Below are 20,901 nucleotides of genomic sequence, written 5' to 3'. Positions count from 1 at the left end.
ATCAGATACCCCAGAGAATCTGCACACCCCAGACGAAGTAAGCGAACATCGCAACGCCGCATACTGCCTGGAAAAGGAAACGTACTGCAGTCGCGGACTTGCCCAGCGCCATCGGCGTCAGGTAGTCAGTCGCGATGGTCCACATGCCGACCCAGGCGTGAGCGCCCAGGGCTACAAGGGCCAGCAGACTGAAGATACGCATCCCGTTGTGGGCGAACAGGGCATGCCATTGGTCGTAGCCAATGCCTGGATTCGCAACGAGGTATCCGATCAGGAAGATGAAATAAGCCGCGAGAACGACCGCAGACACACGCTGTGCCATCCAGTCATAGAGGCCCGAACGCGACAGGTTCGTAACGCTGGTTACCATATCCAAACTCCCGCCAGAACGATCAACACCGCAGATACGGCGATAATGATTTGCGAGCCCAGCTTGCCGCCTTCCAGCGTCTCACCGATGCCCATATCCATAATCAAATGGCGCACACCGGCTACCAGGTGATACAGAAGTGAGGACAGGAGGCCCCATGCTACGAACTTGGCCAGCGGACTGGTCAAGCATGCCTTCACCTCGGCAAAACCTTCCTCGGAACCCAGAGACTTGCCCAATGCATACAGCATGAAGCCAAGGCCCAGGAAGAGGATGATGCCGGAAACACGGTGAAGAAACGACGTAACGCCGGTGATGGGGAGTTTGATGGTCCTTAGGTCTAGGTTTACAGGTCGTTGGCTTTTCACGGCTTTTTTTCACACTGAAGAGCCCCTAACAATCAGGGCAAAGTTGTTGGGGAGTGCACTGGTCAGGTAACCACCACCCAGGGATGCGACCCCCAATAAAGCAGGCCCAAAAGCCCCTGGCGGTCGGTGGCCGAGTATAGACAGTTAGGCTACTAATGACAACGCGTTCACCTTCCCCTAATAGCTGATTGCACAAGAGGGATAAAAGGCGTAAATGGCAGGCAATTTCGAGGAAAAAGTCCGGTTAAAGCCTTCTGGAGCAAGACTTTAGGCAAATTGACATTCGAATTTATCTCACTATAGTGGTGCGGGCCCTGCGTGGGGGGTCTGTCTGATGATTTCAAGCATAAATAGGAGGCCACATGGCTGACAAAAAAGCGCAGTTGATCATCGAGGGCGCAGCCCCCGTCGAGCTGCCCATTTTAACCGGCACCGTTGGTCCCGATGTTATCGACGTTCGGGGCCTGACCGCCACGGGCCGTTTCACCTTTGACCCTGGTTTCATGTCGACTGCCTCTTGCGAGTCGAAGATCACCTATATCGACGGCGACAACGGCATTTTGCTGCACCGCGGCTACCCGATCGAACAGCTGGCTGAAAAGTCGGACTACCTGGAAACCTGCTATCTGCTGCTCAACGGCGAATTGCCGACCGCAGAACAGAAGGCCCAGTTCGTCGGCACCGTGAAGAACCACACCATGGTTCACGAGCAGTTGAAGACCTTCTTCAACGGCTTCCGTCGCGACGCCCACCCGATGGCCGTCATGTGCGGCGTAGTTGGCGCCCTCTCCGCCTTCTACCACGACTCCCTCGACATCAATAACCCGCAGCATCGCGAAATCTCCGCGATCCGCCTGGTTGCCAAGATGCCGACCCTGGCCGCAATGGTTTACAAGTACTCCATGGGCCAACCCATGATGTACCCGCGCAACGACCTGTCGTACGCGGAAAACTTCCTGCACATGATGTTCAACACCCCGTGCGAGATCAAACCGATCAGCCCGGTACTCGCCAAGGCCATGGACCGGATCTTCATCCTCCATGCCGACCACGAGCAAAACGCATCGACTTCTACCGTACGTCTGGCCGGTTCGTCAGGTGCCAACCCGTTCGCCTGTATCGCCGCCGGTATCGCTGCACTGTGGGGCCCTGCCCACGGCGGTGCGAACGAAGCCGTTCTGACCATGCTTGACGAGATTGGCGATGTTTCGAACATCGACAAGTACATCGCCAAGGCCAAGGACAAGAACGATCCGTTCAAATTGATGGGCTTCGGTCACCGGGTTTACAAAAACCGCGACCCACGCGCCACCGTCATGAAGCAAACCTGCGACGAAGTGCTGAAAGAGCTGGGCATCACCAACGATCCGCAACTCGAACTGGCCATGCGCCTGGAAGAGATCGCCCTGACCGATCCGTACTTCATCGAACGCTCGCTGTACCCGAACGTCGACTTCTACTCGGGGATTATCCTCAAGGCGATTGGTATTCCGACCAGCATGTTCACCGTGATCTTCGCCCTGGCGCGGACTGTCGGCTGGATCTCCCACTGGAAAGAAATGCTCTCCAGCCCGTACAAGATCGGCCGCCCGCGCCAGTTGTACACCGGCTACGAGTCGCGTGATATCACCAAGCTGGAAGACCGCTGATAAGACCTGTCTTGCGATAGCGTCTTAAGTAGCATCGGAAACGGCCTCTATGTAGATAGAGGCCGTTTTTGTTTGCGCTCTTTGGTTGTGTGCATATCCGTTTCTTCGGTAACGGCGACTTATGGTTTCGCTCTTACAGCGAGTCACTTTGGAAAAGCCCCAAAGTAACCAAAGCGCTCTTGCCCCTTTCGTTCGGTGCCTCGCCCNTTGTGTGCATATCCGTTTCTTCGGTAACGGCGACTTATGGTTTCGCTCTTACAGCGAGTCACTTTGGAAAAGCCCCAAAGTAACCAAAGCGCTCTTGCCCCTTTCGTTCGGTGCCTCGCCCAGGCTCGGCATGCCCTCGCTCCGGTCCTGCTCCGTGGGCCCGCCGCGATCGGCCATCCATGGCCGTGCGCGGCTAACCCGGCATCCATGCCGGGTTGCCCACTGCGCAGAACCTCCACTCGGCCTCTCGAGGGGGCGTGCACCGCAAAAGCCAAAGCGAGGCGGCCTACCGGCCGGCCTGACTTTAAGTGAACGCGTTCCCCCTGTAGGAACTGCCGAAGGCTGCGATCTTTTGATCATGCCTTTGCTTTGGCCTTTGATCTTGCTCTGCCTGCCCCAATAAAAATGCCCCGATCTCTCGACCGGGGCATTCGTGCCAGAACAACTTATATATAGAAACCTCAGTGCGAAACCGCCCCACTCGCCCCCAACCCAGTCTGCGAACGAACAAACTGCGGGAAGAACAGCGCACGTTCGTTCACACCCTCAGCCGACTTATCGGTGATCGAGAAGAACCAGATCCCGACAAACGCAATGGCCATGGAGAACAGCGCCGGGTATTCATACGGGAAGATCGCCTTCTCGTGACCCAGGATCTGCACCCAGATGGTTGGTCCCAGCACCATCAAGCCAACAGCACTGACCAGACCCAGCCAGCCGCCGATCATCGCACCGCGAGTCGTCAGCTTCTTCCAGTACATGGAAAGCAGCAGCACCGGGAAGTTGCAGCTCGCCGCGATAGAGAACGCCAGGCCCACCATGAACGCGATGTTCTGCTTCTCGAACAGAATGCCCAAGCCGATCGCCAGCACTGCCAGAGCAATGGTGGTGATTTTCGAGACGCGGATCTCGTCCTTCTCGTTGGCCTTGCCCTTCTTGATCACACTGGCATACAGGTCATGAGATACCGCCGAAGCACCGGCCAGAGTCAGACCCGCCACCACCGCCAGGATGGTTGCGAACGCGACCGCCGAGATGAAGCCCAGGAAAATACTGCCACCCACCGCGTTGGCCAAATGCACCGCCGCCATGTTGTTGCCGCCCATCAGCGCGCCAGCCGCATCTTTGAAGGCCGGGTTGGTGCTTACCAACAAGATCGCGCCAAAGCCGATGATGAAGGTCAGGATGTAGAAGTAGCCAATGAAGCCGGTTGCATACAGCACGCTTTTACGCGCTTCTTTAGCGTCACTCACAGTGAAGAAGCGCATCAGAATGTGCGGCAGGCCAGCGGTACCGAACATCAGCGCCAGGCCGAGGGAGAACGCCGAGATCGGATCTTTCACCAGGCCGCCCGGGCTCATGATCGCCTCACCTTTAGGGTGAACCTTGATCGCCTCGGAGAACAGCGCGTTAAAGTCGAAGTTGACGTGCTTCATCACCATCAGCGCCATGAACGAAGCACCGGACAGCAACAGCACCGCCTTGATGATCTGCACCCAAGTGGTCGCCAGCATGCCGCCGAACAGCACGTACATGCACATCAGGATACCGACCAGGATGACCGCAACGTGATAGTCGAGACCGAACAGCAGCTGAATCAGCTTGCCGGCACCCACCATTTGCGCGATCAGGTAGAACGCCACCACCACCAGCGAACCGCAGGCCGACAGCGAACGGATCTGGGTTTGCCCGAGGCGATAGGACGCCACGTCGGCAAAGGTGTACTTGCCCAGGTTACGCAGGCGCTCGGCGATCAGGAACAGAATGATCGGCCAGCCCACCAGGAAGCCGATCGAGTAGATCAGGCCATCGTAGCCGGAGGTGAACACCAGGGCGGAAATACCCAGGAAGGACGCCGCGGACATGTAGTCACCGGCAATCGCCAAGCCGTTCTGGAAACCGGTGATCTTGCCGCCCGCCGCATAGTAGTCGGCGGCCGAGTTGTTTTTCTTGGAGGCCCAGTAAGTGATGCACAGGGTCGCCCCCACGAATGCCACGAACATCAGGATCGCGGAAACGTTGAGCGGTTGTTTCTGCACTGCACCCGTCAAAGCTTCAGCCGCCCAGGCGCCAGGTGCAAAAGCTGCGATGCTCAATAGAGCCATTAGACGCCGGATCATTGCTGAGCCTCCTTGAGAATCGCATTGTTCAAGTCGTCGAATTCGCCATTGGCGCGTCGCACGTAGATACCCGTCAGGATAAAGGCCGAAACAATCAGCCCGACACCAATCGGAATGCCCCAGGTAATCGATGACTCAGGGCTGATTTTCGCGCCCAGAATATGCGGCCCGTAAGCAATTAAAAGGATGAATCCGGAGTACAGCCCAAGCATGATCGCCGAAAGAATCCAGGCGAATCGTTCTCTCTTGCTGACCAGCTCTTTGAAGCGCGAGCTGTTTTGAATCGAGAGGTAAATGCTGTCGTTCATTGTTTTTATCCTCGCAGCACAGATTTAGTTGGAACGGTATCCACTCTATGCGGCTGCCGGACAGGTTCCAGACGACCTTAGTATTAGAACGACATGACAGGCATTAAACACATAAAAAAGCAAAAGGCCCCTTGGCATGTGTGCCAAGGGGCCTCGAGAGGTGCTGACTAAACGCTTTAACTCAAATCATTTGATCCAGTCGGCAACGCGATCCGGGTGTTTGGCCACCCAATCCTTCGCCGCGGCTTCAGGCTTGGCGCCCTCTTGAATCGCCAACATGACCTCGCCGATTTCGTCTTTCGACGCCCACTGGAAGTTCTTCAAGAACTTCGCAACTTCCGGCGCTTTGGCGTCCAGGCCTTTGCTACCAATGCTGTTCACGGTTTCAGCCGCACCGTAAACGCCTTTCGGATCTTCCAGGAAACGCAGTTTCCACTTGGCGAACATCCAGTGCGGCACCCAACCGGTGACGGCAATGGATTCATTTTTCTTCTCGGCACGGGTCAGCTCGGCAATCATGCCGGCGCCGGAACTGGCCTTGAGGGTGTAGTTGTCCAGGCCGTAATCCTTGATCGCCTGATCGGTCTTGAGCATTACGCCTGAACCGGCGTCGATGCCAACGATGCGATTTTTGAAGCTGTCGTCGGTTTTCAGATCCTCGATGGACTTGGCCTTGACGTATTCCGGCACGATCAGGCCGATTTTCGCATCCTTGAAGTTCGGGCCGTAATCGACGACCTGATCCTTGTTCTTGGTCCAGTATTCACCGTGAGTCACGGGCAACCACGCCGACAGCATGGCGTCGAGTTTGCCGGTGGCTACACCCTGCCACATGATCCCGGTGGCAACGGCTTGCAGCTTCACGTCATAACCGAGTTTCTGCCTGATTACTTCTGCAGCCACGTTGGTCGTGGCGACGCTGTCCGACCAGCCATCGACATAACCGATCGTTACCGCCTTGCCTTCAGCGCTGGCCACAGTAGAACTGATGGCCAGCACCAAAGCGGCACCTGCTCCCAAGAGTCGTCGCATCTTCATCGTTACTTCCCCGAAAGTGCTGCTCCCGACGGATGTCGAGTCGCTCAACGTATTGTTATGGTGCACAGCGCCCCCATCACGCCTCACTGCAAACTCGTTCGAACATCAGCGGAGTACTGACGTTGCGATCATCAACCTGACGGCAATGACGACCTGCTCTGCCAGCGACCTCAAAGCATCGAGAAACGACATCAGAAGGCCATTAATTGCGTCCCGCGAAAGTACGCGCGCCAACCCCGCCCGAACTTTGCATGTCAAAATCATGCAGGCCACCAAGCACGGGACAAATGCAGGTAACATGCCCGGCTTTGCTCCCAGACGGCCTGACCATGCCCGCAACATCACGCTTTCCTTTTTTTGCTTATCTCTTCGCCTGCCTATTGGGGCTGTTTGCCCTCGGCGGCTTCTGGTATGGCCTCGGCAAACCGGAGATCCTGACGGACGTGGCCAGCGCAACGCACAAGCTGCAATGCGCCTCCTACACCCCGTTCGACAAAGACCAATCGCCGTTCGATGTGCCGTTCAAACTGCGCCCCGAGCGCATGGACGCCGATCTCGCACTGCTGGCAACCCGTTTCGAATGCATCCGCACCTATTCCATGACCGGCCTCGAGGCCCTGCCCGATCTGGCACGCAAGCACGGCTTGAAACTGATGATCGGCGCCTGGGTCAACAGCAACCCGGTGGACACCGCCAAGGAAGTCGACCTGCTGATCGCCTCGGCCAATGCCAATGCCGATGTCGTGACCTCGGTGATCGTAGGTAACGAAACCCTGTTGCGCAAGGAAGTCACCGGCGCGCAGTTGGCGATGCTGATCAATAAAGTCAAAAGTCAGGTCAAACAACCGGTGACCTACGCCGACGTCTGGGAGTTCTGGCTCAAGCACCCGGAAATCGCTCCGGCGGTGGACTTCCTGACCATCCATCTGCTGCCGTACTGGGAAGACGATCCGTCGAACATCGACGCTGCCCTGCAGCATGTGGCCGAAGTGCGTCAGGTGTTCGGCAACAAATTTGCGCCTAAAGACGTGATGATTGGCGAAACCGGCTGGCCGAGCGAAGGCCGTCAGCGCGAAACCGCCTTGCCAAGCCGGGTCAACGAAGCCAAGTTCATTCGCGGTTTTGTCGCCATGGCCGAGCAGCAACGCTGGCATTACAACCTGATCGAAGCATTCGACCAGCCTTGGAAACGCGCCAGCGAAGGTGCGGTCGGGGGTTACTGGGGACTGTTCGACGCCAATCGCCAGGACAAGGGCGTGCTCGCCGGGCCGGTCTCGAACGTACCGTACTGGTCGCAATGGCTGGCGGTGGGTGGCTTGATCTTCATCGGCACGCTGATTCTCGGCGGTCGCATTCGCAGCACACGCGCGGCGTTGGTTCTGCCACTGCTCGGCGCGTTGGCGGCCTGTTCGATTGGCGCCTGGGGCGATCTGGCTCGTGTCACCACCCGGTTTGCCAGTGAATGGCTATGGGTCGCCTTGCTGACGGGGTTGAATCTGTTGGTTCTGGCGCATGCCGCGCTGACCTTGAGCGCTCGTACCGGGTGGCGTGGACGCGCCTTCAATGCACTGGAACGTCGTGCCGGCTGGTGGCTGGCAGCGGCAGGTTTTGCCACGGCGGTGATGATGCTGGAGCTGGTGTTCGACCCGCGTTATCGCAGCTTCCCGAGTGTCGCGTTCATCCTGCCGGCGCTGGTGTACCTGTGCCGGCCGGTCAGCGTACCGCGCCGGGAAATTGCCCTGCTGACCTTCATTATCGGCGCCGGCATTGCGCCACAGCTGTATCAAGAAGGTTTGCAGAACCAGCAGGCCTGGGGTTGGGCACTGGTGAGTGTATTGATGGTGGCTGCGTTGTGGCGCAGTTTGCGGGTTCGCAAGGGCTGATCAACAAAGCAAGATCAAAAGATCGCAGCCTGCGGCAGCTCCTACACGGGATATGCGTTTCCCTGTAGGAGCTGCCGCAGGCTGCGATCTTTTTTATCAGGCGCTACGAGAAGCCCGGACCAGACGCAAAGCAGCAATCACCACCGCAAACACCGCTAACGTGGTGTTGTACAACGCCAACGCCGGAAATCCGAACACCAGCGCCAGCACCGCCAACCACCACCCCGCTCGCCCCGGCAGCACAAAACCGAGCACAGCGGCGGCCATTGCCGACCAGCCCAGCACCTTGAAATGAATCATAAAGCCCAGATTCGACCGAATCTGGCATTCCCAGCGACTGGCCTCATCAACGCAAACGCCAACCCATTGAGCATCCTCCATGAAGCCGTAACGCGTGCCATAACTGGCGGCCAGCCATAACGGCAGAAGAACGAGCAACAGGATCACGGGCAGACGGCGGGACATGAAACACTCCAATAAACGAAATCGGCGGCCAGCTTAATCCCCCGCCCGCGGTAAGCAAGTGACATCAACAGATAACTGTTCATGAAATAGCTGCAAAGTGTATCGTCCGCTACCGTTGCTCCGAAATCAGGCCTGTTTGGCGCCCATCATGGCACTTTGGCGCAAATCCTGTGGTCATAGCCTGCGAACTTCATTCGGCACCTTCCTCTAAGGGATCTAGTCATGCTCCGTTCCTTGCGCTGCGCCGCCCTGTTTGGCGGCTTGTTTTTAAGTGCGTCCGCACTGGCGGCCGACATTGATGCCGCCAGTTACGGCTACCCCCTGACCAACCCGTTCGAGGCGACCATCGCCACAACACCGCCGGAGTTACGCCCGGAATTACCGCTGGACGACGATATCAATCAGTCGGACCGCAGTGTCACGATGCGCCCCGAGCGTGAGTTCAGCCTGCCGGACAACTTCTGGCCGGTAAAGAAACTCACCTACCGCATCGCCACGCAAGATCAAGCGGCACCGTTGATCTTCCTGATCTCCGGCACCGGTGCACGCTATGACAGTACCCTCAATGAGTACTTGAAAAAGCTCTATTACAAGGCCGGCTATCACGTGGTGCAGTTGTCGTCGCCCACCAGCTTCGACTTCATGAGCGCCGCCTCCCGTTTCGCCACCCCGGGCATAACCAAGGAAGATGCCGAAGACATGTACCGGGTGATGCAAGCCGTGCGGGCGCAAAACCCGAAACTGCCAGTCACCGATTATTTCCTGACCGGTTACAGCCTCGGTGCACTGGATGCGGCCTTTGTTGCGCACCTGGATGAAACCCGTCGCAGTTTCAATTTCAAGAAAGTCTTGCTGCTCAACCCGCCGGTCAACCTTTACACCTCGATCACCAACCTGGACAAGCTGGTACAAACAGAGGTGAAAGGCATCAACAACAGCACCACCTTCTATGAGTTGGTGCTGGGCAAGCTGACCCGCTATTTCCAGCAGAAGGGTTACATCGACCTCAACGACGCCCTCCTCTACGACTTCCAGCAGTCCAAGCAGCACCTGAGCAACGAACAGATGGCCATGCTGATCGGCACTTCATTCCGCTTCTCGGCGGCCGACATCGCCTTCACCTCGGACCTGATCAACCGTCGCGGCCTGATCACGCCACCGAAATACCCGATCACCGAAGGCACCACCCTCACGCCATTTCTCAAACGCGCGCTGCAATGCGACTTCGACTGCTACCTGACCGAACAGGTCATTCCGATGTGGCGCGCCCGCACCGACGGCGGCAGCCTGCTCCAACTGATCGATCAAGTCAGCCTGTATGCACTCAAGGATTACCTGCACGGCAGCCCGAAAATCGCCGTCATGCACAACGCTGACGACGTGATCCTCGGCCCTGGCGACCTGGGGTTTCTGCGCCGCACCTTTGGCGACCGTTTGACTGTTTATCCATTGGGCGGCCATTGCGGCAACCTCAACTATCGCGTCAACAGCGATGCAATGCTGGAGTTTTTCCGTGGCTAAATACCCCCTGCTGATCGCAGCGTTACTCTGTGCAGGCGTCGCCAACGCCGACAACAGCAAAGCCAATGCACCTGTGGTGGTCGATAGTGACGGCTTCAAGGAACCGTTGAGCAAACTCAAATTCAACCCGGGGCTGGATCAGCGCGAGTTCGAACGCTCGACGCTCAACGCGCTGAACGTCTACGACCCGCTGGAAGAGTGGAACCGCCGCGTCTACCACTTCAACTACCGTTTCGACCAATGGGTGTTCCTGCCCGTGGTCGACGGCTATCGCTACATCACCCCAAGCTTCCTGCGCACCGGCGTCAGCAACTTCTTCAACAACGTCGGCGATGTACCGAATCTGGTGAACAGCCTCCTGCAATTCAAGGGGCAGCGCTCGATGGAAACCACTGCGCGCCTGCTGCTCAACACCACCATCGGTGTCGCCGGCCTGTGGGATCCGGCCACCTCCATGGGGCTGCCGCGCCAGAGCGAAGACTTCGGCCAGACGCTAGGCTTCTACGGCGTACCGGGCGGCGCCTACTTCGTGCTGCCGATCCTCGGCCCGTCGAACCTGCGTGACACTGCTGGCCTGGTGGTGGATTACACCGGCGAATCAGCGATCAACTTCCTGAACGTGGCCGAAGTCAGCTCCAACCATCCGGAAGTCTGGGCACTGCGCGCCGTCGATAAGCGCTATCAGAACAGCTTCCGCTATGGTCAGCTGAATACGCCGTTCGAATATGAAAAAGTGCGTTACGTGTACACCGAGTCGCGCAAGCTGCAGGTTGCCGAGTAATTCTATCGGCAAAAAAAAAGGCCATTCGATTTGCGTCGAATGGCCTTTTTTATGTGCGGTGTCTCAAACACCAGCAATCACTATAGGAGCGAGGCCTGCCCGCGATAGCGGTGTGTCAGTCGACATCAATATTGAAGGTGACATCGCCTTCGCGGGCAAGCCTCGCTCCAGGTTCAGGCCTTTACCGTTTTCCAGACCTTGCTGACAGCCATCACCCCAACCAACACCGCCGCACCCGCCACAATCCCGGCTACCGCATTCAGCAATGTCGGCACGATAAACCCGGCCCCACCGGCACCCGCGCTGACACTCTCGATCCAGTGATGAACCACCGGCACGCCATGGGTCAGAATTCCGCCGCCGACCAAAAACATCGCCGCCGTGCCGATCACCGACAGGCTTTTCATCATGTACGGTGCCGCGCGCAGAATCCCGCCGCCGATGCTTTTGGCCATCTGGCCGGGCTTCAGGGCCAGCCACTGACCGAGGTCGTCGAGCTTGACGATGCCGGCCACCAGGCCGTAGACGCCGATGGTCATGACGATGGCGATGCCCGAGAGCACGATCACTTGCTGGGTCAGCGAAGCATCAGCCACGGTGCCCAGGGTAATGGCGATGATTTCCGCCGAGAGGATGAAGTCGGTACGGATCGCCCCCTTGATCTTGTCTTTTTCGAACGCCACCAGATCGACCGCTGGGTTGGCTACAGCCTCGACCAGTTCTGCGTGTTCAGCCTGATCTTCAGCTTTGCTGTGCAGGAATTTGTGGGCGAGTTTCTCGAAGCCTTCAAAGCACAGGTAAGCGCCACCGACCATCAACAATGGTGTGACCAGCCACGGAATGAACGCACTGATGGCCAACGCCGACGGCACCAGGATCAGCTTGTTAAGGAACGAGCCCTTGGCCACCGCCCACACCACCGGGATTTCCCGCTCGGCACGCACGCCGGAAACCTGCTGGGCATTGAGCGCCAGATCGTCGCCAAGCACGCCGGCGGTCTTCTTCGCGGCCATTTTGGTCATCAACGCCACATCGTCCAGTACGGTGGCGATGTCGTCGATCAGCACCAGCAAACTGCTTCCTGCCATGAATCAGGTTTCCTTCTTGAATGAATGGTGCGCAGCATAGCGCGACCCGAGGCCAGACGGGGCATTCTTGAGCGCCGCGCGAGGCCGGTGCTACCATGCGCAACCGCCAGAACAGGCAAGGAACTCCTTGGTTTATGAGCACCATCCGCGAGCGCAACAAAGAACTGATCCTGCGTGCCGCCAGTGAAGAATTTGCCGACAAGGGCTTCGCTGCGACCAAAACCAGTGACATCGCGGCCAAGGCCGGGCTACCCAAGCCTAACGTCTACTACTACTTCAAATCCAAGGAAAATCTCTACCGCGAGGTCCTGGAAAGCATCATCGAGCCGATCCTGCAGGCCTCGACGCCGTTCAACGCCGACGGCGTACCCAGCGAAGTACTGAGCGGCTACATTCGCTCAAAAATCCGCATCTCCCGTGACCTGCCCTTCGCCTCCAAGGTGTTCGCCAGCGAAATCATGCACGGCGCCCCGCACCTGAGCCCCGACTTGGTCGAGCAGCTCAACGGCCAGGCCAGGCACAACATCGACTGCATCCAGACCTGGATCGACCGCGGCCAGATCGCCCCGATCGACCCCAACCACCTGATGTTCAGCATCTGGGCCGCCACCCAGACCTACGCCGACTTCGACTGGCAGATCTCTGCGGTTACCGGCAAAGCCAAGCTGGATGAGGCCGACTATGAAGCGGCGGCGCAGACGATTATCCGGTTGGTACTTAAGGGGTGTGAGCTGGACTGATAGACCGAGTGCCCCCCAATCGCGGGCAAGCCCGCGATGACATTCGATCAGACGCTGAAGATCAACTAACCACCCCCGCATCCGCCCTCAACCCCTGCGCCTCGATCGCCCTGATCGCACACTGCTCATCAACATCAGACAAATCACCGCTGATACCCACCGCTCCCAGCACATTCCCATCCTGATCCCGAATCAGCACGCCGCCCGGTACCGGGACGACGCTGCCCTGCCCCAGGCTATTCAGCGCGGCGAAGAACGCGGGGCGTTGTTGGGCGTCCTGGGCGAGCAGGCGAGAGCCTTTGCCCAGGGCGATCGCGCCCCAGGCTTTGCCGATGGCGATCTGCGGGCGTAGCAGGCTGGCGCCGTCCTCGCGTTGCAGCGTTATCAAGTGCCCGCCGGCATCCAGCACGGCAACGGTCAAGGGTGCGGCGGAGATTTCCCGGCCTGCGGAGATGGCCTGATTGGCCAGGTTGACTGCGACGTTCAAGGTTAAAGCGCTCATGGTGCCGTCCTCATTTTGTTATTGGGAAAGCCGTTGGATTGCTTTCTGTTGCGCAATCCGATGCAACAAATAGAACACAATGAATTATTTTTTTGTATACAATAATTCTCGAAAAGCGCCACACTCGACGAAAAGTCACAGTTCTTCGGGCTTCCGACGAATGAAACAGGCGCTTGAGAAAATGAATTGACCTGCGCCGTCCGCCGTGAATACACTCTGCGCAAAGCCACTTGTATACAATTACAAAACGTAAGAGGCACAAAACAATGAGCAAAATGAGAGCAATCGAAGCCGCCGTTCTGGTGATGCGCCGTGAAGGGGTTGATACCGCTTTTGGCATCCCAGGCGCCGCGATCAACCCGCTGTACTCCGCCTTGCAGAAGGTCGGTGGCATCGATCACGTCCTCGCTCGCCACGTTGAAGGCGCCTCGCACATGGCCGAGGGCTACACCCGCACCAAGGCCGGCAACATCGGCGTGTGCATCGGCACCTCCGGCCCGGCCGGCACGGACATGGTCACCGGGCTCTACAGCGCCTCGGCCGACTCGATCCCTATCTTGTGCATCACCGGGCAAGCACCGCGGGCCCGTATGCACAAGGAAGACTTCCAGGCCGTCGACATCACCAGCATAGTCAAGCCGGTCACCAAGTGGTCGACCACCGTTATGGAACCGGGCCAAGTGCCTTACGCGTTCCAGAAAGCCTTCTATGAAATGCGCTCCGGCCGCCCAGGCCCAGTGCTGATCGACCTGCCGTTCGACGTGCAGATGGCTGAAATCGAATTCGACATCGACGCCTATGAGCCGCTGCCGCTGGCCAAGCCGACCGCTAACCGCGTGCAAATCGAGAAGGCCCTGGCCATGCTCGATCAGGCTGAGCGCCCACTGCTGGTCGCCGGTGGCGGCATCATCAATGCTGATGCCAGTGAGTTGCTGGTGGAGTTCGCCGAGCTGACCGGCATTCCAGTGATCCCGACCCTGATGGGCTGGGGCACCATCCCGGACGATCACCCGCTGATGGTTGGCATGGTCGGTCTGCAAACCTCGCACCGTTACGGCAATGCCACGATGTTGAAGTCGGACCTGGTGCTGGGCGTCGGTAACCGTTGGGCTAACCGTCACACCGGTTCGGTAGACGTTTACACCGAAGGCCGCAAATTCATTCACGTCGACATCGAACCAACCCAGATCGGCCGCGTGTTCACCCCGGACCTGGGCATCGTGTCCGACGCCGCTGCCGCGCTGACTGTGTTCATCGAAGTCGCTCGCGAATGGCAAGCCGCCGGCAAGCTGAAAAACCGCAGCGCCTGGCTGCAAGACTGCCAGCAGCGCAAAGCCAGCCTGCAGCGCAAGACTCACTTCGACAACGTGCCGGTCAAGCCGCAACGGGTTTACGAAGAGATGAACCAGGTGTTCGGCAAAGACACCTGCTACGTCAGCACTATCGGTCTGTCGCAGATTGCCGGCGCGCAGTTCCTGCACGTCTACAAACCGCGTCACTGGATCAACTGCGGCCAGGCCGGCCCGCTGGGCTGGACCATTCCGGCAGCACTCGGTGTGGTCAAGGCTGATCCGACCCGCAAGGTGGTGGCGCTCTCGGGCGACTACGACTTCCAGTTCATGATCGAAGAACTGGCGGTGGGCGCGCAGTTCAAGCTGCCGTACATCCACGTTGTGGTGAACAACTCGTACCTGGGGCTGATCCGTCAGGCCCAGCGCGGTTTTGATATGGACTACTGCGTGCAGCTGTCCTTCGACAACCTCAACGCTCCGGAACTCAACGGTTACGGCGTCGACCACGTCGCGGTCGCCGAAGGCCTGGGTTGCAAGGCGCTGCGGGTGTTCGAACCGGGTCAGATCCAGCCTGCCCTGCGCAAGGCTCAGGAACTGATCGAAGAGTTCAAAGTGCCGGTGATCGTCGAAATCATTCTGGAGCGTGTGACCAACATTTCCATGGGCACCGAGATCAACGCCGTCAACGAATTCGAAGACCTGGCGCTGGTCGGCAACGATGCGCCAACGGCGATCTCGTTGCTCGATTGATGATCGTTCCCACGCTCTGCGTGGGAATGCATCCGGTGACGCTCTGCGTCACAAAACGGCTGGACGCAGAGCGTCCGGGGCGGCATTCCCACGCAGAGCGTGGGAACGATCGGCCCTCACACATATACGGGAGACCACCATGCCGCGTTTCGCAGCCAACCTGTCCATGCTGTTCACCGAGCAGGATTTTCTTGCCCGTTTCGACGCTGCCGCCAAGGCCGGCTTCAGTGGTGTCGAATACCTGTTCCCCTACGATTTCAGTTCCGCCGAAATCAAAGCCAAGCTCGATGCCAATGGCTTGACCCAGGTGTTGTTCAATCTGCCGGCCGGTGACTGGGCCAAGGGCGAACGCGGTATCGCGTGCTTGCCGGATCGGGTCGAAGAATTCCGCGCCGGTGTCGATCTGGCCATCGCTTACGCCAACGTGCTGGGCAATACCCAGATCAACTGCCTGGCCGGTATTCGTCCACAAGGCGTCGACGATGCCACCGTGGAAAAGACCTTTGTCGCCAACCTCAAGTACGCGGCCGACAAGCTGCAAGCGGCGGGCATCAAACTGGTGATGGAAGCGATCAACACCCGTGACATCCCGGGCTTCTACCTGAACAACACGGCGCAAGCACTGTCGATTCGCGAACAGGTCGGCAGCGCCAACCTGTTCCTGCAATACGACATCTATCACATGCAGATCATGGAGGGCGACCTGGCCCGCACCATGGCCGCACACCTGGACGAGATCAACCACATTCAGTTGGCCGACAACCCTGGGCGCAACGAGCCGGGCACCGGTGAAATCAACTACCGCTTCCTGTTCGAACACCTGGACCGCATCGGTTATCAGGGTTGGGTTGGCTGTGAATACAAGCCGCTGACCACCACCGAAGCGGGTCTGGGCTGGTTGAAAACCCATAACGCGATCTAAAGCGACGCAGAGCATCGATGGCTGCATTCCCACGCAGAGCGTGGGAACGATCAATTTGCGAACAGAGCAATAAAAACAAGAGGATTTTCTCATGGCTAAAATCGGATTTATCGGCACCGGCATCATGGGCCACCCAATGGCGTTGAACCTGCAGAAAGCCGGTCACAGCCTGTTCCTGTCGGCGCACCACGACCCCGCGCCTGCCGACCTGGTGGCTGCTGGCGCCGTTGCGCTGGCGAACCCGAAAGAAGTCGCCCAGGAAGCCGAATTCATCATCGTCATGGTGCCGGATACCCCGCAGGTCGAGGACGTGCTGTTCCGCGCCGACGGTGTTGCAGCCGGCGTCAGCAAGGGCAAAGTCGTGATCGACATGAGCTCGATCTCGCCAACCGCCACCAAAGCCTTCGCGGCCAAGATCAACGAGAAAGGCGCTCAATACCTCGATGCTCCGGTGTCCGGCGGTGAAGTCGGCGCCAAGGCTGCGACCTTGAGCATCATGGTCGGTGGCGATGCCGATGCGTTCGAACGCGCCCTGCCGCTGTTCCAGGCCATGGGCAAGAACATCACTCTGGTGGGCGGTAATGGCGACGGTCAAACCGCGAAAGTGGCTAATCAAATCATCGTTGCGCTGAACATTCAGGCCGTCGCCGAAGCCTTGCTGTTCGCCTCGAAAAACGGTGCTGATCCGGCCAAGGTGCGTGAAGCGCTGATGGGCGGTTTCGCGTCGTCGAAGATCCTTGAAGTTCACGGCGAACGCATGATCAAGGGCACCTTCGACCCGGGCTTCCGCATCAGCCTGCACCAGAAGGATTTGAACCTGGCACTGGCCGGCGCTCGCGAACTGGGCATCAACTTGCCGAACACCGCCAATACCCAGCAAGTGTTCAGCACCTGCGCAGCCATCGGTGGCAGCAACTGGGACCACTCGGCGCTGATCAAGGGCCTGGAGCACATGGCGAATTTCTCGATTCGCGATAAGTAAGCCCTGCCCCGGCACTGATCGTTCCCACGCTCCGCGTGGGAATGCAGCCCGGGACGCTCTGCGTCCCTGCCGAGCGGACGCGGAGCGTCCAGTTGAGGCATTCCCACGCAGAGCGTGGGAACGATCATTAGCACCATACCCAGAACAATAAAAATTGGAGCCCGCCATGTCGGTCGATCCGCAACAACTGCTGCGCGAGCTGTTTGCCACAGCCATCGACGCGGCCCATCCGCAGCACGTCCTCGAAGCCCATTTGCCCAAAGATCGCAGCGGCCGGGTGATCGTCATTGGCGCCGGTAAAGCCGCAGCGGCCATGGCCCAGGTGGTCGAGCGCTGCTGGCAGGGCGAAGTGTCCGGCCTGGTGGTGACCCGTTACGGCCACGGCGCCCCGTGCGAAAAAATCGAAGTGGTCGAAGCCGCGCACCCGGTGCCGGATGCGGCTGGTTTGGCTGTCGCGAAACGGGTGCTGGAACTGGTCAGCGACCTGAGCGAAGACGACCGCGTGATCTTCCTGCTCTCGGGCGGTGGCTCTGCCCTGCTCGCGTTACCCGCCGCCGGCATCACCCTCGCCGACAAACAGTCGATCAACAAAGCCCTGCTCAAATCCGGCGCGACCATTGGCGAGATGAATTGCGTGCGCAAGCACCTCTCGGCGATCAAGGGCGGACGTCTGGGCAAAGCCTGCTGGCCGGCCACGGTTTATACCTATGCGATTTCCGATGTACCGGGCGACCTCGCCACGGTCATCGCCTCTGGCCCCACTGTGGCCGACCCGAGCACCTCCGCCGAAGCGCTGGCGATCCTCAAGCGCTATGGCATCGAAGTCCCGGTCTCGGTGCGCAACTGGCTGCAAAGCCCGGAATCGGAAACGGTCAAACCCGGCGACCCGAGCCTGGCCCGCAGTCATTTCCAGTTGATCGCACGCCCACAGCAATCGCTGGAAGCGGCCGCGGTTAAAGCCCGTCAGGCCGGCTTCAGCCCGTTGATTCTCGGCGACCTGGAAGGCGAATCCCGGGACGTGGCGAAAGTCCACGCCGGCATCGCGCGACAGATCGTCCAGCACGGCCAGCCGCTGGCAGCACCGTGCGTGATTCTGTCCGGCGGCGAAACCACCGTCACCGTGCGCGGCAATGGCCGTGGCGGGCGCAACGCCGAATTCCTGCTGAGCCTGACCGACAGCCTCAAAGGCCTGCCCGGCGTCTACGCGCTGGCCGGTGACACCGACGGTATCGACGGCTCCGAAGACAACGCCGGCGCCCTCATGACCCCGGGCAGTTACGCCCGCGCCGCCGCCCTCGGCCTGAGCGCCAGCGATGAACTGGACAACAACAATGGCTACGGCTATTTCGCCGCGCTGGACGCGCTGATCGTCACCGAGCCGACTCGCACCAACGTCAACGACTTGCGCGCCATTCTGATTCTCGAGAGCCCTAAACATGACGCCTGATAAGAAGGTCAAAATCCTCGCCACCCTTGGCCCGGCCACCAACGGAATCGACGACATCCGTGAGCTGGTGCTGGCCGGGGTCAATATCTTTCGCCTGAACTTCAGCCACGGCGATCACGCCGACCACGCCCAGCGCTATCAATGGATTCGTGAAGTCGAGCGCCAGCTGAATTACCCGCTGGGAATTCTGATGGACCTGCAAGGCCCGAAATTGCGGGTCGGCAAATTCGCTCAAGGCAAAGTGCAGCTGCATCGCGGTCAGGCCTTGCGTCTGGACCTGGACCCGACGCCGGGCGATGAACGCCGGGTCAACTTGCCTCACCCGGAAATCATCGCAGCGCTGGAGCCAGGCATGGACCTGCTGCTGGACGACGGCAAGCTGCGCCTGCGGGTAGTGACCAAATACGCCGACGCTATCGACACCACGGTGCTCAATGGCGGCGAGCTGTCGGATCGCAAAGGCGTCAACGTGCCGCAAGCGGTGCTGGATCTGAGCCCCCTGACCGCCAAGGATCGTCGCGACTTGAGCTTCGGTCTGGAGCTGGGGGTGGATTGGGTCGCGCTGTCGTTCGTGCAACGCCCGCAAGATATCCGCGAAGCCCGCGCACTGATCGGCGACAAGGCGTATTTGATGGCGAAGATCGAGAAGCCATCGGCCGTGACTCAACTGCGGGAAATCGCCGAATTGAGCGATGCGATCATGGTCGCTCGCGGTGACCTGGGCGTGGAAGTCCCGGCCGAAAGCGTGCCGCAGATTCAGAAAAACATCATCTGCACCTGCCGCCAACTCGGCAAACCGGTGGTGGTGGCGACGCAGATGCTGGAGTCGATGCGTTTTTCCCCCGCCCCGACCCGCGCCGAAGTCACTGACGTCGCCAACGCGGTGGCCGAAGGCGCGGACGCGGTGATGCTGTCGGCGGAAACCGCATCCGGCGAGTACCCGCTGGAAGCGGTGCAGATGATGAGCAAGATCATCCGTCAGGTGGAAAACGGCCCCGACTATCAGGCCCAACTGGACGTGAGCCGACCGAAAGCCGAGGCGACCGTTTCCGATGCGATCAGCTGTGCGATCCGTCGCATCAGCAACGTGTTGCCAGTGGCGGTGTTGGTGAATTACAGCGAGTCGGGCACATCGAGTTTGCGTGCGGCGCGGGAACGGCCGACGGTGCCGATCCTCAACCTGACGCCGAATTTGCAAACCGCGCGGCGTTTGACGGTGGCGTGGGGCGTGCACTCGGTGGTCAACGACCGGCTGCGCCAGGTGGACGAAGTGTGCTCGACGGCGCTGGAGATTGCCCAGGCACAGGGCATGGCTCAGCGGGGGGATACGTTGTTGATCACGGCGGGCGTGCCGTTCGGGCAGCCGGGGTCGACCAATTCGTTGCGTATCGAGACATTAATCTAACCCCCCTCACAATGATCGTTCCCACGCTCTGCGTGGGAATGCAGCCCGGGACGCTCCGCGTCCCAAGAGCAGACGCAGAGCGTCCATTGAGGCATTCCCACGCAGAGCGTAGGAACGATCTGTACTGACTGCCCCCATCATGCCTGCCAACCACTTCAACACCCACTGCCCCGACTGGGCCACTGCCCTGCTCAACGGCTTCAGCCAGATCTTTCTCCAGCGCCATCCGCTGTGCGGACTGCTGTGTCTGTTGGCGATTCTGTTCAGCGCGCCAACCTTGCTCGGCGGTGCGTTACTGGGAGGGGTCGCCGGTTTGCTCACCGCGCAACGTCGCGGGTATACCAAGGCTGATCGTCAGGCTGGGTTGTTCAGCTACAACGGTATTCTGCTCGGTCTGCTGCTGAGCCTTTATTTCCCATGGTCAGCGCTGTTGCCACCGCTGATCATTGCCGCTGGGGGCCTGAGCGCGATGCTCACCCAGCAATGGCTCAAGCATTCCCGTGATCATCATTGCCTTCTCGCCTACACCGCGCCCTTCGTTGCGATAAGTTGGTTGCTTCTATCGTTTGCCGCTCCACTGCAACCCGCGCCGCTGATCGAAATGACCACACTCAACCTGCTCGCCGCGTCATTGAAAGGGCTCGGTCAGGTACTGTTTCTCGGTCATCCGCTGGCCGGAGCTCTGATTGCCACGGGTTTGCTGATCGCTGACCGTCGCGCCTTCCTGTGGGCGCTGCTCGGCTCCGTTGCCGGTCTCGGTTTCGCCCTGCTGCATCACGAAACATCAACCGCCCTGCAGGGTTTAAGCGGCTACAACGCCGTGCTCGCCGCCCTCGCCTTCAGCCAAAATCGTCGCCAGCCCTGGCTGCCATTGTTGGGAATCCTGCTGGCGGTGTTGCTCACGCCGGGGTTCGCCGCACTGGGGATGGCAACGCTGACGGCGCCCTTCATCCTCGCCTGCTGGCTGATTCGCGCAGGCATTAGGGTGTGGCGTCAGGCCGCCATGGACAGCGCGCCTTGCGCTACCGGGGAGAATCGACCTAGGCTTCGCTGATTCTTGGTT

The 20,901-nt window shown here is 59.4% G+C and carries 19 protein-coding genes; 11 read left to right on the top strand and 8 right to left on the bottom strand.

Annotation, left to right across the window (positions count from 1 at the left end; genetic code table 11):
- Window position 1: 1 nt before the first annotated feature.
- Together sdhD and sdhC are read right to left on the bottom strand one after the other, a co-directional pair.
- Complete coding sequence (gene sdhD, locus MMG91_RS18345; protein ID WP_008071469.1) at window positions 2-370, bottom strand: succinate dehydrogenase, hydrophobic membrane anchor protein; 369 nt, start codon at window positions 368-370, stop codon at window positions 2-4.
- Entirely contained in the window at window positions 364-738 is a 375-nt protein-coding gene (gene sdhC / locus MMG91_RS18340) for a succinate dehydrogenase, cytochrome b556 subunit (protein ID WP_305448808.1), read from the bottom strand. Before sdhC ends, sdhD begins: the two co-directional genes overlap by 7 nt.
- 362 nt (window positions 739-1,100) lie before the next feature.
- On the opposite strand from sdhC, the gene gltA reads away from it, so the two are divergent.
- On the top strand, window positions 1,101-2,387 hold the full coding sequence (gene gltA / locus MMG91_RS18335) for a citrate synthase (protein ID WP_237882884.1): 1,287 nt from the start codon (window positions 1,101-1,103) through the stop codon (window positions 2,385-2,387).
- A gap of 668 nt (window positions 2,388-3,055) precedes the next feature.
- On the opposite strand, the gene MMG91_RS18330 is transcribed toward gltA, so the two are convergent.
- From MMG91_RS18330 to MMG91_RS18320, 3 genes are all read right to left on the bottom strand, one after another.
- Window positions 3,056-4,714: a cation acetate symporter gene (locus MMG91_RS18330; protein ID WP_305448807.1), complete on the bottom strand. Its 1,659-nt coding sequence runs from the start codon at window positions 4,712-4,714 to the stop codon at window positions 3,056-3,058.
- On the bottom strand, window positions 4,711-5,022 hold the full coding sequence (locus MMG91_RS18325; RefSeq protein ID WP_007894282.1) for a DUF485 domain-containing protein: 312 nt from the start codon (window positions 5,020-5,022) through the stop codon (window positions 4,711-4,713). Before MMG91_RS18325 ends, MMG91_RS18330 begins: the two co-directional genes overlap by 4 nt.
- 186 nt (window positions 5,023-5,208) lie before the next feature.
- Entirely contained in the window at window positions 5,209-6,060 is an 852-nt protein-coding gene (locus tag MMG91_RS18320) for a glycine betaine ABC transporter substrate-binding protein (protein WP_253548903.1), read from the bottom strand.
- Between the two features lie 287 nt (window positions 6,061-6,347).
- Between MMG91_RS18320 and MMG91_RS18315 the strand changes: the two genes are divergently transcribed.
- Window positions 6,348-7,943, top strand: a complete 1,596-nt coding sequence (locus tag MMG91_RS18315; protein ID WP_310660335.1) for a beta (1-6) glucans synthase — start codon at window positions 6,348-6,350, stop codon at window positions 7,941-7,943.
- A 96-nt stretch (window positions 7,944-8,039) separates the two neighbouring features.
- Here MMG91_RS18315 and MMG91_RS18310 read toward each other — a convergent pair whose 3' ends face one another.
- Window positions 8,040-8,408: a hypothetical protein gene (locus tag MMG91_RS18310; protein WP_310660334.1), complete on the bottom strand. Its 369-nt coding sequence runs from the start codon at window positions 8,406-8,408 to the stop codon at window positions 8,040-8,042.
- A 222-nt stretch (window positions 8,409-8,630) separates the two neighbouring features.
- On the opposite strand from MMG91_RS18310, the gene MMG91_RS18305 reads away from it, so the two are divergent.
- Both MMG91_RS18305 and MMG91_RS18300 read left to right on the top strand, forming a co-directional pair.
- Entirely contained in the window at window positions 8,631-9,929 is a 1,299-nt protein-coding gene (locus MMG91_RS18305; RefSeq protein ID WP_310660333.1) for a serine/threonine protein kinase, read from the top strand.
- Window positions 9,922-10,710, top strand: coding sequence for a VacJ family lipoprotein (locus MMG91_RS18300; protein WP_305448803.1), 789 nt, complete (start codon window positions 9,922-9,924; stop codon window positions 10,708-10,710). The genes MMG91_RS18305 and MMG91_RS18300 overlap by 8 nt, the downstream gene beginning before the upstream one ends.
- Window positions 10,711-10,883: 173 nt before the next feature.
- On the opposite strand, the gene MMG91_RS18295 is transcribed toward MMG91_RS18300, so the two are convergent.
- Window positions 10,884-11,798: a DUF808 domain-containing protein gene (locus MMG91_RS18295; protein WP_305448802.1), complete on the bottom strand. Its 915-nt coding sequence runs from the start codon at window positions 11,796-11,798 to the stop codon at window positions 10,884-10,886.
- 134 nt (window positions 11,799-11,932) lie between these two features.
- Between MMG91_RS18295 and MMG91_RS18290 the strand changes: the two genes are divergently transcribed.
- Window positions 11,933-12,538 carry a TetR/AcrR family transcriptional regulator gene (locus tag MMG91_RS18290; RefSeq protein ID WP_030131738.1) on the top strand — a complete coding sequence of 202 codons (606 nt, stop codon included), beginning with the start codon at window positions 11,933-11,935 and terminating at the stop codon, window positions 12,536-12,538.
- Between the two features lie 61 nt (window positions 12,539-12,599).
- Here the strand turns inward: MMG91_RS18290 and MMG91_RS18285 are convergent, their stop codons facing one another.
- Window positions 12,600-13,040 carry a heme-binding protein gene (locus MMG91_RS18285; RefSeq protein WP_310660332.1) on the bottom strand — a complete coding sequence of 147 codons (441 nt, stop codon included), beginning with the start codon at window positions 13,038-13,040 and terminating at the stop codon, window positions 12,600-12,602.
- A 266-nt stretch (window positions 13,041-13,306) separates the two neighbouring features.
- Here MMG91_RS18285 and gcl point away from each other — a divergent pair, with 266 nt between their 5' ends.
- The 6 genes from gcl (at window position 13,307) to MMG91_RS18255 (ending at window position 20,892) form a co-directional block, all read left to right on the top strand.
- Window positions 13,307-15,082, top strand: coding sequence for a glyoxylate carboligase (gene gcl, locus MMG91_RS18280; RefSeq protein ID WP_305448799.1), 1,776 nt, complete (start codon window positions 13,307-13,309; stop codon window positions 15,080-15,082).
- A gap of 139 nt (window positions 15,083-15,221) precedes the next feature.
- Window positions 15,222-16,004: a hydroxypyruvate isomerase gene (gene hyi / locus MMG91_RS18275; protein ID WP_305448798.1), complete on the top strand. Its 783-nt coding sequence runs from the start codon at window positions 15,222-15,224 to the stop codon at window positions 16,002-16,004.
- Window positions 16,005-16,095: 91 nt separating this feature from the next.
- Window positions 16,096-16,986 carry a 2-hydroxy-3-oxopropionate reductase gene (locus MMG91_RS18270; RefSeq protein ID WP_310660331.1) on the top strand — a complete coding sequence of 297 codons (891 nt, stop codon included), beginning with the start codon at window positions 16,096-16,098 and terminating at the stop codon, window positions 16,984-16,986.
- A 166-nt stretch (window positions 16,987-17,152) separates the two neighbouring features.
- Entirely contained in the window at window positions 17,153-18,433 is a 1,281-nt protein-coding gene (locus tag MMG91_RS18265) for a glycerate kinase (protein ID WP_310660330.1), read from the top strand.
- Window positions 18,423-19,838 (top strand): pyruvate kinase, encoded by a 1,416-nt coding sequence (gene pyk, locus MMG91_RS18260; protein WP_310660329.1) that lies wholly within the window; start codon window positions 18,423-18,425, stop codon window positions 19,836-19,838. The genes MMG91_RS18265 and pyk overlap by 11 nt, the downstream gene beginning before the upstream one ends.
- A gap of 139 nt (window positions 19,839-19,977) precedes the next feature.
- The gene (locus MMG91_RS18255; RefSeq protein ID WP_310660328.1) at window positions 19,978-20,892 is read left to right on the top strand and encodes an urea transporter; all 915 of its coding nucleotides are present in this window, start codon (window positions 19,978-19,980) and stop codon (window positions 20,890-20,892) included.
- The last annotated feature ends 9 nt before the right edge of the window (window positions 20,893-20,901 follow it).

Origin of the sequence: Pseudomonas sp. JL3 (assembly GCF_031570575.1) — a bacterium.
GTDB lineage: Bacteria > Pseudomonadota > Gammaproteobacteria > Pseudomonadales > Pseudomonadaceae > Aquipseudomonas > Aquipseudomonas cucumis.
The sequence above is the reverse complement of the archived record's forward strand: the minus strand, read 5'-3'. Positions and strand labels throughout refer to the sequence as shown.